Raw genomic sequence first — 15,179 nt, forward strand, 5'->3', positions numbered from 1 at the left:
CATGACGACAACCATCCCTACGGCCCGGCCGGCTGCGCGTCGCAGCCGGCCGGCCACCACTCTGACAAGGACCAGCGGCATCGGGCTCGGTGTCACGATGCTCTGGTTCAGCCTGCTCGTCCTCATCCCACTGGTGGCGGTGATCATCACCGCCTCCAGCGGCGGCTGGTCCGCCTTCGCGCACCAGCTCACCAACGAGCAGACCGCCTCGGCGATCTTGCTGACGATCCGTGCGGCCATCGTGGTCACCCTGATCAACGTCGTCATCGGCACGGTCATCGCCTGGGTGCTGGTCCGTGACAAGTTCTGGGGCAAGGGCCTGCTCGAGGTGATCATCGACATCCCGTTCGCGCTGCCGACGATCGTCGCCGGCCTCGTGCTGCTCTCCCTCTACGGCGCCGAGTCACCCCTCGGCCTGCACTGGGCGAACACGTCGACCTCGGTCTACCTCGCCCTCGCCTTCGTGACGCTTCCCTTCGTCGTACGCACGGTGCAGCCCGTCCTCGAGGAGCTGGACACCGACGTGGAGGAGGCCGCGGCCTCCCTGGGCGCCTCCCGGTTCACCACCTTCCGGCGGATCATCCTGCCGGCCCTGGCCCCCGCCATCGCGGCGGGCGCGGCGCTCTCCTTCGCACGCGGGATGGGGGAGTACGGCTCGCTCGTCCTGCTCTCGGGCAACCTGCCGTTCAAGTCCGAGGTCGCCTCGGTGCGGATCCTGTCCGCGATCGAGAACGACAACCCGGAGGGTGCGGCGGCGATCGCGGCGATGCTGCTGGGCGTCTCGCTGCTCGTCATCGTCGTCCTCGACGTGATCCAGAGGAGGATGGTCCGCCGTGGCTGAGACGCGTCGTGCTCCACGCACCCCGCTGACGTACGTGCTCCGCGTCATCGTCATCGCCTACCTCGGCCTCCTGGTGGCCTGGCCGGTGGTGCTGGTCGCGTGGAACGCCTTCTACGTGCCCGATGTCGGGTTCACGACCGAGGCGTTCGCCGAGATCTTCAGCGACCCGCAGATGATGCACGCGATCCAGCTGACCTGTGTGGCCGCGGTGATCGCGACACTGATCAACCTGGTCTTCGGCGTCTCGATCTCGCTGCTGCTGGTGCGTACGGAATTCCCCGGCAAGCGCATCCTGAGCGCGCTGATCGACCTGCCGTTGTCGGTCTCACCGATCGTCGTCGGCCTGGCGCTCGTGCTGGTCTACGGTGGCCGCGACGGGTGGTTCGGGCCGGCGCTCGAGTCGGCCGGGTTCCAGGTCATCTTCGCGACGCCCGGCATCATCATGGCGACCGCGTTCGTGTCGCTGCCGCTGGTGATCCGCGAGGTCATCCCGGTGCTCGAGGAGATCGGCACCGAGCAGGAGCAGGCCGCCGCGTCGCTCGGCGCGAGCAGCTGGCAGTCGTTCTGGCGGGTCACGCTGCCGGGCATCAAGTGGGCCGTCATCTACGGCGTCGTGCTCACCCTGGCTCGGTGTCTGGGCGAGTTCGGCGCGGTCAAGATCGTCTCCGGCAACGTGCTCGGCCAGACTCGCACCGCGACCCTCGCCGTCGAGGAGAAGTACCTCAACTTCGACCAGCAGGGCGCGTACGCCATCGCCTTTCTCCTCGCCAGCGTCTCGGTCATCTGCATCCTCATCGTCTTCGTGCTGCGCGCCCGCGGTGCGCGCGTGCGGTGAAAGGACCACATCCCATGAGCATCGAAGTAAGTGGTGTCACCAAGCGTTACGGCGATTTCGTGGCGCTGGAGGACATCAACCTGACCATCCCGACCGGGCAGCTGACCGCCCTGCTGGGTCCCTCCGGCGGCGGCAAGACCACGCTGCTTCGGGTCATCGCCGGGCTGGAGACGCCCGACACCGGCACGATCAGCATCGAGGGCGTCGAGGCGACCTCGCTGCCGGTCCAGAAGCGCAACGTCGGCTTCGTCTTCCAGCACTACGCCGCCTTCAAGCACCTCTCGGTCGCCAAGAACGTCGCCTTCGGGCTGGAGATCCGCAAGCGCCCCAAGGCGGAGGTCGCGAAGAAGGTCGAGGAGCTGCTCGAGCTCGTGCACCTCTCCCAGTTCGCCAACCGGCTGCCCTCGCAGCTCTCCGGCGGCCAGCGGCAGCGGATGGCCCTGGCGCGGGCGCTGGCGATCGAGCCCTCCGTGCTGCTGCTCGACGAGCCCTTCGGGGCCCTGGACGCCAAGGTACGCAAGGAGCTGCGCGACTGGCTGCGACGGCTCCACGACGAGGTGCACGTGACCACCGTCTTCGTGACCCACGACCAGGAGGAGGCCCTCGAGGTCGCCGACGAGATCGTGGTCGTCAACCAGGGCGGCATCGAGCAGATCGGCAGCCCCGAGCAGCTCTACGACCAGCCCGCCAACGACTTCGTGATGTCGTTCCTCGGCGATGTGACCACGCTCGGCGGATCCTTGATCCGGCCCCATGACATCGAGGTCACCCCGTCACCGATCTCCGAGCACTCGCTCGAGGGCACCGTCTCGCGCGTCCTGCGGATCGGGTTCGAGGTGCGCCTCACGGTCCTCACCGACGACGGTGAGGTCGTGACCGCCGAGCTGACGCGTACGCATGCCCGGGCGCTCCAGCTCGAGGAGGGCGTCAACGTCTTCGTCACGCCGTCGCCGGGGGCGTACACGATGCCGGCTCCTTCGCCGGCGGCGTAGGGGGCGGCTGTTCGTCTAGGTATGCAGAGAAACCGTCACTTCCCGTGCGGAACTCCGCGAGGGAAGTGACGGTTCGGCTGCATACCTAGGCCAACCGCCAGCGGCCTCAGTGAGGCAGCCAGGCCTCGTCGCGCGCGGTGCGGGTGGTGACCTCGTCGGGCAGCTCACGGGAGGCGAGGTCGGCGATGGATACCTTCTCGAAGACCTCGCGCAGCGAGTCGCGGGCGGCGATCCACACGTGCTGGAGGACGTCGGCGCGCTCGTTGTAGGTGACGCCCTCGGGACGCAGCCCGTAGACCGAGACCAGCGGGCCGTCGACGGCGCGGATCACGTCGGCGACGGACACGTCCGACGCCTTGCGGGCCAGGCGCCAACCGCCCGACTGGCCGCGCTGTGAGATGACGACGCCGGCCTTGCGGAGGTCGGCGAGGATCGCCTGCAGGAACCCGTGAGGAATCTCCTGGGCGCGGCCGAGCTCCTCGGCGCTGACAGCTTTTCCGTCCTCGCGCGCGGCCATCTCGATGAGGGCGCGGAGGGCGTAGTCGGACTTGGCAGATACTCGCACGACCACATTCTTGCAGATGAATGCAGAATTTCGCTCAATCTAGTGGTCAAGTCCACTTTCATTCACCAGCGTCTCGGCCCTCACCCTGAGTGCCTCGGCGTGACGCCGGAAGCCCTCGGCGACCCGGTCCGGCCCGGCCAGCCCCACCAGCGGACCGGAGAACTCCTCGACCGTCTCGTAGCGCGTCGGCCCGCCGGGCGGCTGCGTCAGACGCTGGTGACGTACGCCCCGCACCAGGCCGAGCCGTGCCGGCCAGCCCTCGTAGACATAGGCCAGGTACGCAGCCCCGACCCCGTCCTCACCGACCACCGGTGGCTCGAGTGCCGAGATCCGCTCCGGCGAGCGCGCGCGGCCACCGTTCGCCCAGGTCACATGCAGGACGATCGGGTTTCCCGCCGCCGCCGGCTGCGCGGTCTCGGCACGGACGACGAACGGGTTCCACGCGGCGTACTTCTCGGTCTCGACCATCACCCGCCACACCACCTCGATCGGAGCATCGATCTCGACGGTGGCCTTCGGGTGCTCGTAGGCCACGAGGTCAGCGGTAGTTGATGAACTGCACCGCGAAGTCGTAGTCCTGCCCCTTGACCAGCGAGATCACGGTCTGCAGGTCGTCGCGCTTCTTGGAGGAGACGCGGAGCTCGTCGCCCTGGATCTGCGCCTTGACGCCCTTGGGGCCCTCGTCGCGGATCAGCTTGGAGATCTTCTTGGCGTCCTCGGAGGAGATGCCCTCCTTGAGGGTGATCGAGATCTTCGACTGCTGCCCGGACTGGCGTGGCTCGCTCGCGTCGAGGATCTTCAACGACTGCTGGCGCTTGATCAGCTTGTCCTGGAAGACCGAGAGCACCGCGCTGGCCCGGTCGTCGGCGGACGCGGAGATCTCGATGGCATGCTCCCCGCTCCACTCGATGGTCGCGTTGGTCCCCTTGAAGTCGAACCGCGTCGCCACCTCACGTGCGGCTTGGCTCAGCGCGTTGTCGACCTCCTGGCGGTCGATCTTGCTCACGATGTCGAACGACGAGTCAGCCATGACTCTCTCCTCTAGCCTCTGACCAGGACGGTGCCCCGGGAACGTACCTGTATCACCCTAGGACCTCGTCCCGTTTTCGTACGCCGCCAGGCCCTGCGCTATTGTCTATTGCTGTCGCGATCCCCTTCACGGGGGTTCGTGTGCAACCCAGGCAGATTGCCCGAGCGGCCAATGGGAGCGGACTGTAAATCCGTCGGCTTTGCCTTCGAAGGTTCGAATCCTTCATCTGCCACGCCTGGGAGAACACCCCGGTGACCAGCGGAAACGTTGGCCACCGGGGTGTTTCGCTTCTCCGGCTGTGTCCAGCCGTGGCTCGCTCGCTGTGGTCGGGCGGCGGAGGACGGCGCGGGCCTTGAGTTCGAGCACGGTTGGCCAGACCCCGCGGCACAAGCGCCTCAGGTGGTGGCGGCGGCGAACGGCCTTCCTGCGAGCGGCTGATGTGGCGCCAGAACCAACGGGACGGGTGGGAGGCGTGGGTCACGTACGCGATCCGCGTGTCAGTGCACCACGACGCAGTCGGGGGACAGTCCGGGCGCGGACTCTGCAGGTCGCCGTTCGCTATCTTTTCTCACTCGGTTCTGAGAGTGTCGGGCTTGTGGGAGAGGCCGGGGTGGTGCGCGTAGCGGTGGTGAGCCCGCAGGATGTCATCAGGCGTGGACTCGCCGCGATGCTCCAGGACTATCCCGATCGCGTGGCCGTGTCCGCAGCTCCATTCGCCAGCAGCCTCGAGGGTGAGGTGGATGTGATCGTGTATGACACCTTCGGCCTGTTCCTTCGAGACGGGGCCGAGCTGGCCGAGCTGTACGAGGCGGATGCGAAGGTGCTGGTCTTCAGCCGAGACCTGCGCCCCGACCTACGGGCCCAGGCCTTCAAGATCGGCGCCAGAGCCTGGATCTCGATGAGCGCACATGCTGCCGAGCTCGTGCACAGCATCGAGCTCACTGCCGCCGGCAAGCCGATCAGCGAGCCCCGACGCGAGCTGCAGGGCGCAGCGGGAGAGCTGACCGCCAGAGAGATCGAGGTCCTCGGACTGATCGCCCAGGGGCTGTCCAACCAGGGCATCGCGGAGAAACTTGCCATGAGCGGGAACACGCTCAAGAGCCACATCCGGCGGGCCTACAAGAAGATCGAGGTCACCACTCGCAGCCAGGCGGTCAGTTGGGCCATCGCACACGGTCTCAACTCCCCGGATAGCCCCACCCCGGGCCCTCGTTGAGCCGCAGATCTGGACGGCACTGCCCGTGCGGTGTGGGCCGAAAGCCACGCCATGCGTCCCGGAGTCCTCGGGAATCAGTTGCCGCCGTCTCGCAACGGGGGCGACTCGTGAGGGGCGCGATAGGTTCTGGTGATGGATATGAACGCCTACCAGCAGGCAGCGCTGCGCACCGCGGCGTCGAAGGGCACCCCCAACGAGGTGTTCCACCTGCTGCTGGGGCTGGTCGGCGAGACGGGTGAGATCGCCGAGAAGGCGAAGAAGATCATCCGGGATCACGACAGCGACTTCGCGCAGTGGGACCTCGATGATCTCGCCAAGGAGCTCGGCGACACACTGTGGTACCTGGCGGTCCTCGCCGACCACTTCGGGCTTCCGCTCGCGGACGTCGCCGAGCTCAACATCAAGAAGCTCGCCGATCGTCAGCAGCGTGACGCCATCGGTGGCAGCGGCGACAACCGCTGACCCACCGTTGGGAACAGCCCGGCCCCGGTTTACCAAGGAGCACCTATGACAGCCGAAGCAACTGCGTCCGCCGCGGACAACGACGAGTTCTGGCGGGAGCGGCGGATCTGCTTCCTGACGACGAGCCGGCCGGACGGGAGTCCGCACCTCGTTCCGGTGGGGGTGACGTTCGATCCGGAGGCCGGGATCGCGCGGGTCATCTGCAGTGCGGGCAGCAAGAAGGTCCGTAACGTACGCGCGGCTGAGCCCGACGCGCGGGTGGCGGTGAGCCAGGTCGACGGGCGGCGCTGGTGCACGCTGGAGGGCACCGCGGTGGTCAAGGACGACGAGGAGTCGGTGGCCGAGGCCGAGCGACGGTACGCCGAGCGCTACCGGCAGCCGCGGCCGAACCCGGAGCGGGTGGTCATCGAGATCACCGTGACCCGAGTGCTGGGCAACGTACGTCCTTCAGGTTGGTGAGCCGGTCGAGGTGAGCGTCGCTCCCTCGTGCCGAAAAGCGGGTATCCCTTCCAGGGTGGTCGTCACCGTTGCCGGCAGGGCCGAGGCTGGACCCATGACCACGAAACCTGCGTACGCCGTCGCATGGATGAACGGCATGAACGTCAACGACGACATCATCGAGTATCTGCGCCGTGTCGACGCCACTCTCGCGCCGTTCCACGGCGAGATCCTCATCCACGGTCCCGATCTCGTCGTGGCCGAGGGCACCGCGAAGGGCATGTTGGTGGCCATCCGCTTTCCGTCGTCGAAGGCGGCACAGGACTGGTACACCTCGCCGGCCTACCAGGAGATCCTTCCGCTCAGGCTGAACAACATCGACCAGGAGCGTTCGTTCGCCGTCCTGGCCGAGGGCGTTGGACCGGGCTACTCCGCGAGCCAGAAGATCGCCGAGTTCACGTCCTAGCCCGACCCGCCGGACAGCCTCGGTGCAGGAATGGTGGTTCGACGAAATGCGGTCGGCAACCTCGCCTCGGCGACCTAGAGTCGTGGAGAAGCGAGACAGGAGAATCCGATGAGCGTCGAGCTGAACCACACGATCGTCCACGCCTCCGACCGGGACGCGACGGCGACCCATCTGACCGAGATCCTCGGGCTTCCGCCGGCCCAGGTCTACGGCCCGTTCCGGATCGTCGAGCTCTCCAACCAGGTCAGCCTGGACGTGGTCGAGGACCAAGGGTTCCGGCCGCAGCACTATGCGTTCAAGGTGACCGAGACCGAGTTCGACGAGATCTTCGGGCGCATCACCGAGCGCGGCATCACCTACTGGGCCGACCCCTTCCATCGTCAGGAGGGCCGGATCAACCACAACGACGGCGGTCGCGGCGTCTACTGGGAGAGCCCCGACGGGCACAACCTCGAGATCATCACGGTGCCGTACGGCGGCGCCTGACCGCCCACGAAGCGTCAGGCCAGGTCGGCGGCGAGCTGCTTGCCGGCCTCGGTCAGCAGCGGGACGGCGCGCTCGATGAGCTCGTCGCTCATCCGCCCGGTGGGGCCGCTGATCGACATCGCCAGGCGCGGGGCGTAGTCGGGGACGGCGACGGCGACGCAGCGTACGCCTGCCTCCTGCTCGCCCTCGTCGATGGCGTAGCGGCGCTCGCGGACCTGCTCGAGCTGGTCGAGGTAGTCCTCGCGCGAGGTGATCGTGGTGGAGGTGTAGGGGACCATGTCGGTGCGCCGGAGGATGTCGCGGACCTGCTCGGGCGCCATGTCGGCGAGGATCGCCTTGCCGACGGCGGTGCAGTGCGGGGAGACCCGGCGGCCGACCTCGGTGAACATCCGCATCGACTGGCGCGACTCGGTGTGGGCGACGTAGACGATCTGGTCGCCGTCGAGCATCGCCAGGTTGGCCGACTCGCCGACCTCGTCGACGAGCCGGGCGAGGTGCGGGCGGGCCCAGGTGCTGAGCATGCGCGAGGAGCTCTCGCCGAGCCGGATCAGCTTCGGGCCGAGGACGTACTGCCGATTGGCCTCCTGGCGCAGATACCCCAGGTCGACGAGGGTGCGCACCAGGCGGTGGATGGTCGGCAGCGGCAGGCCGGAGGCGGCGGCGAGCTGAGAGAGCCCCATGGTTCCACCCGCGTCGGCCATCGTCTCCAGCAGCGCGAAGGCGCGCTCGATCGACTGCACGGCCCCGGTGCGTGCCTTCGGCGCCTTCTCGTTCTCGCTCACCTGAGCTCCCCGATCTCTGGGTACTGACTTCCGGATGACGGAAGTCTAGCGTCGTCTAGAGGAAAGCAGGCTGGTTGCGTCCCTCGTCGGACCCGATTATTATCCGCAATGCGGAAAGAAGAATCCATTCAAAGGAAAACTGTAGCCCCAGGAGGGTGGAGCTCGTGAACATTCAGATCACCGGTGGCGACGTCGAGCGTGGAGACGAGATCCTCACCCCCGAGGCCCTCGACTTCGTCGCGGATCTGCAGCGACGGTTCGGGCCCCGCCGTGACGAGCTGCTGGCCGCCCGCCGGACCCGCCGCGAGGAGGTCGCACGCACCGGCCGGCTCGACTTCCTGCCCGAGACGGCCGACGTACGTGCCGGCGACTGGACCGTGGCGCCCGTGCCCGAGGATCTTCTCGACCGCCGCGTCGAGATCACCGGTCCGACCGACCGGAAGATGACGATCAACGCGCTCAACTCCGGCGCGCGGGTCTGGCTGGCCGACATGGAGGACGCCAGCACGCCGCACTGGAGCAACGTGGTCGGCGGCCAGGTGAACCTGCGCGACGCCATTCGGCGAGACATCTCGGCGACGTCCCCGCAGGGCAAGCTCTACGAGCTCAAGACGAACCAGCGCCTGGCCACGATCGTCATGCGCCCCCGCGGTTGGCACTTCGACGACCAGCACATCCTGGTCGACGGCACGCCGGTCGTCGGCGCGCTGGTCGACTTCGGGCTCTACTTCTTCCACAACGCCCGCGAGCTCGTGGAGCGGGGGAGCGGGCCGTACTTCTATCTCCCCAAGATGGAGAGCCACCTCGAGGCGCGGCTGTGGAACGACGTGTTCACCTTCGCCCAGGAGGCGCTCGGGATCCCGCACGGCACCGTGCGCGCGACCGTCCTCATCGAGACGATCCCGGCCGCGTTCGAGATGGACGAGATCCTCTACGAGCTGCGCGACCACGCCTCCGGGCTCAACGCCGGCCGGTGGGACTACCTGTTCAGCCTGATCAAGTACTTCCGCGACGCCGGGCCCTCCTTCGTGCTCCCCGACCGCGCGACGGTGGGGATGACCTCGCCGTTCATGCGTGCGTACGCCCAGCTGCTGGTCAAGACCTGCCACCGCCGCAACGCCCACGCCATCGGCGGCATGGCCGCGTTCATCCCGAGCCGCCGGGACCAGGAGGTCAACGCGATCGCCTTCGCCAAGGTCCGTGAGGACAAGGAGCGCGAGGCCGGGGACGGCTTCGACGGCTCCTGGGTCGCCCACCCCGACCTGGTCCCGATCTGCCGCGACATCTTCGACGGTGTCCTCGGCGACCGCCCGAACCAGGTCGACAGGCAGCGCGACGATGTCGTGGTGCGTGCCGAGGACCTGCTCGACGTCGCGTCCGCGGGCGGCGCGATCACCCTCGCCGGGCTGCGCGACAACGTCGAGGTCTCGCTGGTCTACCTCGACGCCTGGCTCCGCGGCTCCGGCGCCGTCGCCATCCACAACCTGATGGAGGACGCCGCCACGGTCGAGATCTCCCGCTCGCAGATCTGGCAGTGGGTGCACAACTCCTCGAAGCTCGATGACGGGACCCAGATCACCGCGGAGCTCGTACGCCAGGTCCTCGACGAGGAGATGGCGAAGCTGCTCGCGGCGGCCGAAGGGATCGAGCACCGCCTGGAGCAGGCCCGCACCATCTTCGAGGAGGTCGCGCTCGCCGACGACTACGTCGACTTCCTGACCCTGCCCGCCTATGCGCAGGTGGTGGGTGCATGAGCCATCTCGAGGAGCTGGTCGCCCGGCTCGACCGGGCGCTCGCCGGCGCTGACGCGGCGCTGGCCGCCGGCTATCCGGGGGACCGCGGCGTACGGCAGCCGGTGCACACCGTCTACGTGCCGGGCGACCGCTACTCCGACAAGACCGTGGCGCAGTGGTCGGCCGAGTCCGGCCAGGCGCTGGCCGAGTTCGCTGGCTCGGCGGTCGAGGTCGCCGAGGTCTTCGACCTCCGTCGCGACCTGGCCGACGCGATCTACGACCGGGTGACGGCCAAGCTGGCCGCCGAGCCGATCGAGGACCTGCGGATCGACTTCGAGGACGGCTACGGGAACCGGCCCGATGCGGACGAGGACGCTGCGGTCGTGGCGGCCGCCGGGGCACTGGCGGCCACCGTCCGCGACGGCGCCGCGCCGCCGTTCCACGGCATCCGGATCAAGTCCTTCGAGGCGCCGACGCGACGTCGGGGGCTGCGTACGCTGGATCTTTTCCTGGAGTCGCTGGCCCGCGAGGGCGGCCTGGGGGACGGCTTCGTCATCACCCTGCCCAAGGTGACCTCGGTCGAGCAGGTCACCGCGATGGTCACCGCGCTCTCCGTGCTCGAGCCGGCCCACGGGATCGAGGCCGGGAGCCTCCGGTTCGAGATCCAGGTCGAGACGCCGCAGGCGATCCTCGGCTCCGACGGGACCGCGCTGATCGCGCGGATGATCGCTGCCGGAGACGGTCGGGTCACGGGCCTGCACTACGGGACCTACGACTACTCCGCCTCGCTCGGCGTCGCGGCGGCCTTCCAGAGCATGGAGCACCCGGTCGCCGACCACGCCAAGGACGTGATGCAGGTGGCCGCCGCCGGCACCGGCGTCTTCGTCTCGGACGGCTCGACCAACGTGCTCCCGGTCGGAGACCCCGAGGCCGTACGTGCCGCCTGGCGGCTCCACTCGCGCCTGGTGAGCCGCTCGCTGGCGCGCGGGATCTACCAGGGCTGGGACCTGCACCCGGCCCAGCTGCCCAGCCGCTACCTCGCGACGTACGCGTTCTTCCGGGACGGGCTCGATGTCGCCTCGGCCCGGCTGAAGGCGTACGTCCACGGCGGCGACTCCAGCTATCTCGACGAGCCCGCCACCGCCGCGGCGCTCGCCGCGTTCGTGCTGCGCGGGGTGGAGTGCGGTGCGGTCGCGGCCGACGAGGTCGAACGGCTCGCCGGGATCGACCGGGCCAAGCTGGCCGAGCTGGCGCGCCGGCCGATCGGCTGACGCCGGCTCCGGGATCACGACCAGCATCCCGACCGCATGGCGGCAGGCTGGGTAGCCTGCCGCCATGCGCGTCGAAGCCGAGTTCACCACCGAACCGTTCCGTGGCGAGGGCGAGCCTCCCGAGCATGCGACGGCGGCGCTCGAGGCCGCCCGCGAGGCCGGTCTGGAGTGTGACTTCGGGCCGCTGGGCACCTCGGTGCGCGGTGAGCGGGAGGCGGTCCTGGCGACCCTTTCCGCCGTGGTGGCGGCCGGCCTGGACCACGGCGCCGACCAGATCACCTTCCAGGTGCGGGTCGAGGGGCACAGTGCGCCGCGGCGTACGGCCGGCGGGCTGGAGGGGCTGCTCGCCGAGGTCGCCGGGGAGCTCGGTGGCGACCTGCGGACCCTGGACCGGCAGGGGAAGCAGCGCGCCGTGCGGCTGCTGGAGGAGCGCGGCGCCTTCGACTACCGCAAGAGTGCCGAGATCGTGGCCGGGGCGCTCGGGGTCACCCGGTTCACGGTCTACAACTACCTGAACCGCGAGCGGGAGTAGCCTCAAACTTTTCAACAAACTGTTGACTGTGACGAGAGACACATGCCATCGTTGTTGTTGTACGGAAATTAGTTTCCGCATAGCGAGAGAGAACGGTGCATGGACCTCCAGAGCTTCAACACCTCACCGGCAGATGTGGTGCGGCCCGCGCTACGGGCCTGCTGTGACGCGCCGAGCTGGGTCGCCGCCGTCCTGGCCGGGCGCCCGTACGCCGCCGAGGCCGACATCGTCCGTGCTGCCGACGAGGCTGCCCGACGGTTCACCGCCGCCGACGTCGACCAGGCGCTGGCCGCCCACCCCCGGATCGGGGAGCGCGCCGAGGGCGAGCACGCCGAGGCCGCCTGGTCGCGGCGCGAGCAGGCGGCGGTCGGCACCGACCAGGCCACCGCTCGTGCCCTCGCGGAGGGCAACCGGGCCTACGAGGAGCGCTTCGGCCGGGTCTTCCTGATCTGCGCCACCGGCCTCTCGGCCGACCAGGTCCTGGCCTCGCTCCGCGACCGGCTCGGCCACCAGCCGGCCGAGGAGGCGGCCGTGGTCGCCGACGAGCTGCGCAAGATCGCGCTGCTCCGCCTCGAGCGGGTCCTGGCCGTCGAGGAGGTCTCCCGATGACCGGGCGGCAGAGCACCAGCGCCATCACCACCCACGTACTCGACACCGCGCTCGGCCGCCCGGCCGCCGGTGTCCCGGTCCGGCTCAGCCGGATCGACCCTCACGACACCGACCAGTCCGTCGTCCTCGCCGATGCCATCACCGACGACGACGGCCGGGTGACCGACCTGGGACCCGATCGGGTCCCGACCGGCACCTATCAGCTTCGGTTCGGCACCGCCGCCTACTACGCGGCGACCGGGCAGGAGTGCTTCTACCCGCAGGTCTCCGTCACCTTCGCGGTCACCGACCGGCGGCACCACCACGTGCCACTGCTGCTGAGCCCGTTCGCCTACTCCACCTACCGAGGGAGCTGACATGCCCATCCGACTTGGACCGAACCAGTACGGCAAGGCCGAGAACCGCGTCGTACGCATCTACCGCGACACTCCTCGCCACCAGATCCGGGACCTCAACGTCTCCACATCCCTGCGCGGCCGCTTCGACGACGCCCACACCAGCGGCGACCAGCAGGACGTGTTGCCGACCGACACCCAGAAGAACACCGTCTTCGCGTACGCGAAGAAGATCGGCGTCGCCTCGATCGAGGAGTTCGCGCTGGCTCTCGCCGACCGCTACCTCGAGGCCTGCCCGGCCGCCGAGGGCGCCCGGGTCGAGATCGACGAATACGCGTGGGACCGGATCCAGGTCGATGGTGCGGGTCACGAGCACTCCTTCGTGCGATCGGGCGGCGGCGTACGCACGACCGTGGTGAACGTGGACGGGCGCGGGTCGGACCGGGTGGCGCATGTGGTGTCCGGCATCAAGGACCTGGTCGTGCTCAAGTCGACCGGCTCGGAGTTCCACGGCTTCCTCAAGGACGAATACACCACCTTGCAGGAGACCACCGACCGGATCCTGGCGACCTCGCTCGTCGCGCGGTGGCGCTACTCCGGCACTGAGGTCGACTGGGACAAGGCGTACGACTCCATCCGGGCCCTGCTGCTGCAGCGGTTCGCGGAGATCCACAGCCTTGCGCTGCAGCAGACCCTGAACGGGATGGGCACCTCGGTGCTCGAGCAGCACGGCGACGTCGCCGAGATCAAGTTCTCCGCGCCCAACAAGCACCACTTCCTCTCCGACCTCTCGCCCTTCGGCCTGGAGAACCCCGGCGAGGTCTTCTTCGCCGCGGACCGGCCCTACGGCCTGATCGAAGCCTCGGTCGTACGCGACGAGGCCCCCGACGCCGGCAACGCCTGGCACGCCATCCCCGGATTCTGCTGAGGACCGGCCATGCTCGGTCGTAGGAGACAGACAACCGCATCTGCCCCGACCCGGCCGGAGGACGAGCGGCATCCACCCGGCCAGCTCCTCGCCTACGGCACGCAGCACATCCTGACGATGTACGGCGGCGTGATCGCGCCGCCGCTCATCGTCGGGGGTGCCGCTGGCCTGTCGGGCACCGATCTGGCGCTGCTGGTGACCGCGGGGCTCTTCGTATCGGGCCTCGCCACGCTGCTGCAGACACTCGGGCTCGGGCCCTTCGGCAGCCGGCTGCCGATCGTGCAGGGCATCTCGTTCGCCAGCGTCTCGACGATGGTCACGATCGCCAGCGAGGACGGGCTGCGACCCGTCTTCGGCGCGATCATCGTCGCCGGCCTGATCGGACTCGTGCTGTCCTCGTTCTTCGCCCAGCTGGTCCGGCTCTTCCCGGCGGTCGTCACCGGCACGATCATCACCGTCATCGGGCTCTCGCTGATGCCGGTGGCGTTCCGGTGGGCGATGGGCAACGACGCCTCCGCGCCGGACTACGGCTCAATGACCAACATCGCGTACGCCGGTCTGACGCTGCTCATCATCCTGGTGATCAGCCGGGTGTTCCAGGGCGCGATCTCACGGCTCTCGATCCTCATCGGGCTCGTCGTCGGGACGGTGATCGCGGTGATCGCGGGGCAGGCCGACTTCTCCTCGGTCGGGGATGCCGACCTGGTGGCGGTGCCGCCGCTGCTGCACTTCGGCAGCCCGACCTTCGAGGTCGGCGCAATCGTCTCGATGACGATCGTCGTGCTGGTGATCATGACCGAGACGACCGCCGACATCCTGGCGATCGGCGAGATCGTAGAGACCGACGTCGACGCTCGACGTGTTGCTCGCGGTCTCCGCGCCGACATGGCCGCTACGACGGTTGCGCCCTTGTTCGGCACCTTCCCGTGCAGCGCGTTCGCGCAGAACGTCGGGCTGGTCGCCCTGACCGGCATCCGGAGCCGGTACGTCGTGGCCACCGGGGGCCTCGTCCTGTTGTTGCTCGGGCTGCTGCCGGTCGTCGGCGCGGTCGTCGCCGCGATCCCGTACCCCGTGCTCGGCGGCGCCGGCATCGTCCTCTTCGGCTCCGTCGCGGCCTCCGGGATCCGCACGCTGTCCCGGGTCGACTACGAGGACAACCTCAACATGGTCATCGTCTCCGTCGCGATCGCCGTCGGGATCCTGCCCATCGCGGCACCGACCTTCTGGGACGCCTTCCCGGCATGGCTCGGGGTGGTCATGCACTCCGGCATCAGCGCCACCGCCCTGGTCGCCGTCGTGCTCAACCTGCTGTTCAACGAGATCACCGTCGGCAACCGCTCCGGCGCCTCCGTCTTCGCGGCCTCGCAGGACTCTCGCGAGGGCTTCGGGGACCGGCTCGACGACGACATCGAGCGGTCGTGATCGGCTGAGGGATGCCGTACGGAGGCCGAGCCGGCTCGTCCTCACCCGAAATCCTGCCGAGTCGGCTCGTCATAACGAGCCGACTCGGCAGGATTTCGCGTCAAGATGCGCCGACTCGGCCATGGGAGATGCGGGAGGCGTTCGGGCGTCGGCCGAGGCGTCAGCGCGGTCGGTCGAGAGGTCAGCGCGGTCGGTCGAGTTGGCGCCATGATGACCACTCGGCCGACGCCCGTGAC

General features: G+C 68.8%; 19 protein-coding genes and 1 tRNA gene. 16 read left to right on the top strand and 4 right to left on the bottom strand.

From position 1 onward, the window contains the following. The first annotated feature begins 1 nt into the window (after position 1). From cysT to ACZ6WN_RS03115, 3 genes are read left to right on the top strand one after another with little or no spacing between them, the layout of a single operon-like run. Positions 2-841, top strand: a complete 840-nt coding sequence (cysT, locus tag ACZ6WN_RS03105; RefSeq protein ID WP_465862628.1) for a sulfate ABC transporter permease subunit CysT — start codon at positions 2-4, stop codon at positions 839-841. After that, positions 834-1,676 carry a sulfate ABC transporter permease gene (locus tag ACZ6WN_RS03110; RefSeq protein WP_465862629.1) on the top strand — a complete coding sequence of 281 codons (843 nt, stop codon included), beginning with the start codon at positions 834-836 and terminating at the stop codon, positions 1,674-1,676. The genes cysT and ACZ6WN_RS03110 overlap by 8 nt, the downstream gene beginning before the upstream one ends. Positions 1,677-1,690: 14 nt before the next feature. Further along, complete coding sequence (locus ACZ6WN_RS03115) at positions 1,691-2,668, top strand: sulfate/molybdate ABC transporter ATP-binding protein (protein ID WP_465862631.1); 978 nt, start codon at positions 1,691-1,693, stop codon at positions 2,666-2,668. A 106-nt stretch (positions 2,669-2,774) separates the two neighbouring features. Here ACZ6WN_RS03115 and ACZ6WN_RS03120 read toward each other — a convergent pair whose 3' ends face one another. The 3 genes from ACZ6WN_RS03120 to ACZ6WN_RS03130 are packed head-to-tail and all read right to left on the bottom strand — an operon-like array spanning position 2,775 to position 4,263. Further along, complete coding sequence (locus tag ACZ6WN_RS03120; RefSeq protein ID WP_045549074.1) at positions 2,775-3,233, bottom strand: RrF2 family transcriptional regulator; 459 nt, start codon at positions 3,231-3,233, stop codon at positions 2,775-2,777. A gap of 39 nt (positions 3,234-3,272) precedes the next feature. After that, a complete protein-coding gene (locus tag ACZ6WN_RS03125) occupies positions 3,273-3,767 on the bottom strand; it encodes an SRPBCC domain-containing protein (RefSeq protein WP_465862633.1) in 495 nt (164 codons plus the stop codon). Between the two features lie 4 nt (positions 3,768-3,771). Next, positions 3,772-4,263 carry a YajQ family cyclic di-GMP-binding protein gene (locus tag ACZ6WN_RS03130; RefSeq protein WP_141791486.1) on the bottom strand — a complete coding sequence of 164 codons (492 nt, stop codon included), beginning with the start codon at positions 4,261-4,263 and terminating at the stop codon, positions 3,772-3,774. Between the two features lie 150 nt (positions 4,264-4,413). Here ACZ6WN_RS03130 and ACZ6WN_RS03135 point away from each other — a divergent pair. The 6 genes from ACZ6WN_RS03135 to ACZ6WN_RS03160 all read left to right on the top strand — a co-directional run bounded on the left by ACZ6WN_RS03135 (position 4,414) and on the right by ACZ6WN_RS03160 (position 7,331). After that, positions 4,414-4,495 (top strand) — tRNA-Tyr (locus ACZ6WN_RS03135). A 435-nt stretch (positions 4,496-4,930) separates the two neighbouring features. Then, the gene (locus ACZ6WN_RS03140) at positions 4,931-5,479 is read left to right on the top strand and encodes a helix-turn-helix transcriptional regulator (RefSeq protein ID WP_465862634.1); all 549 of its coding nucleotides are present in this window, start codon (positions 4,931-4,933) and stop codon (positions 5,477-5,479) included. 132 nt (positions 5,480-5,611) lie between these two features. Further along, positions 5,612-5,941 (top strand): nucleoside triphosphate pyrophosphohydrolase family protein, encoded by a 330-nt coding sequence (locus ACZ6WN_RS03145; RefSeq protein WP_196875753.1) that lies wholly within the window; start codon positions 5,612-5,614, stop codon positions 5,939-5,941. A gap of 45 nt (positions 5,942-5,986) precedes the next feature. Beyond that, positions 5,987-6,400: a PPOX class F420-dependent oxidoreductase gene (locus ACZ6WN_RS03150; RefSeq protein ID WP_465862636.1), complete on the top strand. Its 414-nt coding sequence runs from the start codon at positions 5,987-5,989 to the stop codon at positions 6,398-6,400. Positions 6,401-6,494: 94 nt separating this feature from the next. Then, positions 6,495-6,845, top strand: coding sequence for a DUF1330 domain-containing protein (locus ACZ6WN_RS03155; protein WP_465862638.1), 351 nt, complete (start codon positions 6,495-6,497; stop codon positions 6,843-6,845). Positions 6,846-6,953: 108 nt separating this feature from the next. Continuing rightward, complete coding sequence (locus tag ACZ6WN_RS03160) at positions 6,954-7,331, top strand: VOC family protein (RefSeq protein ID WP_465862639.1); 378 nt, start codon at positions 6,954-6,956, stop codon at positions 7,329-7,331. Positions 7,332-7,345: 14 nt separating this feature from the next. On the opposite strand, the gene ACZ6WN_RS03165 is transcribed toward ACZ6WN_RS03160, so the two are convergent. Continuing rightward, on the bottom strand, positions 7,346-8,113 hold the full coding sequence (locus tag ACZ6WN_RS03165; protein WP_357340514.1) for an IclR family transcriptional regulator: 768 nt from the start codon (positions 8,111-8,113) through the stop codon (positions 7,346-7,348). Between the two features lie 164 nt (positions 8,114-8,277). Here ACZ6WN_RS03165 and aceB point away from each other — a divergent pair, with 164 nt between their 5' ends. The 7 genes from aceB (at position 8,278) to ACZ6WN_RS03200 (ending at position 14,943) form a co-directional block, all read left to right on the top strand. Then, positions 8,278-9,867: a malate synthase A gene (gene aceB / locus ACZ6WN_RS03170; protein ID WP_465862641.1), complete on the top strand. Its 1,590-nt coding sequence runs from the start codon at positions 8,278-8,280 to the stop codon at positions 9,865-9,867. Next, positions 9,864-11,117, top strand: coding sequence for a DUF6986 family protein (locus ACZ6WN_RS03175; RefSeq protein WP_465862642.1), 1,254 nt, complete (start codon positions 9,864-9,866; stop codon positions 11,115-11,117). The genes aceB and ACZ6WN_RS03175 overlap by 4 nt, the downstream gene beginning before the upstream one ends. A gap of 64 nt (positions 11,118-11,181) precedes the next feature. Further along, positions 11,182-11,649: a helix-turn-helix domain-containing protein gene (locus ACZ6WN_RS03180; RefSeq protein WP_465862643.1), complete on the top strand. Its 468-nt coding sequence runs from the start codon at positions 11,182-11,184 to the stop codon at positions 11,647-11,649. 99 nt (positions 11,650-11,748) lie between these two features. Then, entirely contained in the window at positions 11,749-12,258 is a 510-nt protein-coding gene (gene uraD, locus ACZ6WN_RS03185) for a 2-oxo-4-hydroxy-4-carboxy-5-ureidoimidazoline decarboxylase (RefSeq protein ID WP_465862644.1), read from the top strand. Continuing rightward, positions 12,255-12,614, top strand: coding sequence for a hydroxyisourate hydrolase (gene uraH, locus ACZ6WN_RS03190; protein ID WP_465862645.1), 360 nt, complete (start codon positions 12,255-12,257; stop codon positions 12,612-12,614). Before uraD ends, uraH begins: the two co-directional genes overlap by 4 nt. Before the next feature lies 1 nt (position 12,615). Further along, positions 12,616-13,521: a factor-independent urate hydroxylase gene (gene pucL, locus ACZ6WN_RS03195; RefSeq protein WP_465862647.1), complete on the top strand. Its 906-nt coding sequence runs from the start codon at positions 12,616-12,618 to the stop codon at positions 13,519-13,521. Between the two features lie 9 nt (positions 13,522-13,530). Next, positions 13,531-14,943 carry a nucleobase:cation symporter-2 family protein gene (locus tag ACZ6WN_RS03200; protein WP_465862649.1) on the top strand — a complete coding sequence of 471 codons (1,413 nt, stop codon included), beginning with the start codon at positions 13,531-13,533 and terminating at the stop codon, positions 14,941-14,943. Positions 14,944-15,179 lie beyond the last annotated feature (236 nt).

Source organism: Nocardioides sp. NPDC054178, assembly GCF_055585005.1.

Bases quoted from the DNA above. Each gene is read 5' to 3' on its own strand.
- cysT (WP_465862628.1), top strand. From the start codon at position 2: ATGACGACAACCATCCCTACGGCCCGGCCGGCTGCGCGTCGCAGCCGG.
- ACZ6WN_RS03115 (WP_465862631.1), top strand. From the start codon at position 1,691: ATGAGCATCGAAGTAAGTGGTGTCACCAAGCGTTACGGCGATTTCGTG.
- ACZ6WN_RS03130 (WP_141791486.1), bottom strand. From the start codon at position 4,263: ATGGCTGACTCGTCGTTCGACATCGTGAGCAAGATCGACCGCCAGGAG.
- ACZ6WN_RS03140 (WP_465862634.1), top strand. From the start codon at position 4,931: ATGCTCCAGGACTATCCCGATCGCGTGGCCGTGTCCGCAGCTCCATTC.
- ACZ6WN_RS03145 (WP_196875753.1), top strand. From the start codon at position 5,612: ATGGATATGAACGCCTACCAGCAGGCAGCGCTGCGCACCGCGGCGTCG.
- ACZ6WN_RS03150 (WP_465862636.1), top strand. From the start codon at position 5,987: ATGACAGCCGAAGCAACTGCGTCCGCCGCGGACAACGACGAGTTCTGG.
- ACZ6WN_RS03155 (WP_465862638.1), top strand. From the start codon at position 6,495: ATGACCACGAAACCTGCGTACGCCGTCGCATGGATGAACGGCATGAAC.
- ACZ6WN_RS03160 (WP_465862639.1), top strand. From the start codon at position 6,954: ATGAGCGTCGAGCTGAACCACACGATCGTCCACGCCTCCGACCGGGAC.
- ACZ6WN_RS03175 (WP_465862642.1), top strand. From the start codon at position 9,864: ATGAGCCATCTCGAGGAGCTGGTCGCCCGGCTCGACCGGGCGCTCGCC.
- ACZ6WN_RS03180 (WP_465862643.1), top strand. From the start codon at position 11,182: ATGCGCGTCGAAGCCGAGTTCACCACCGAACCGTTCCGTGGCGAGGGC.
- uraD (WP_465862644.1), top strand. From the start codon at position 11,749: ATGGACCTCCAGAGCTTCAACACCTCACCGGCAGATGTGGTGCGGCCC.
- uraH (WP_465862645.1), top strand. From the start codon at position 12,255: ATGACCGGGCGGCAGAGCACCAGCGCCATCACCACCCACGTACTCGAC.
- pucL (WP_465862647.1), top strand. From the start codon at position 12,616: ATGCCCATCCGACTTGGACCGAACCAGTACGGCAAGGCCGAGAACCGC.
- ACZ6WN_RS03200 (WP_465862649.1), top strand. From the start codon at position 13,531: ATGCTCGGTCGTAGGAGACAGACAACCGCATCTGCCCCGACCCGGCCG.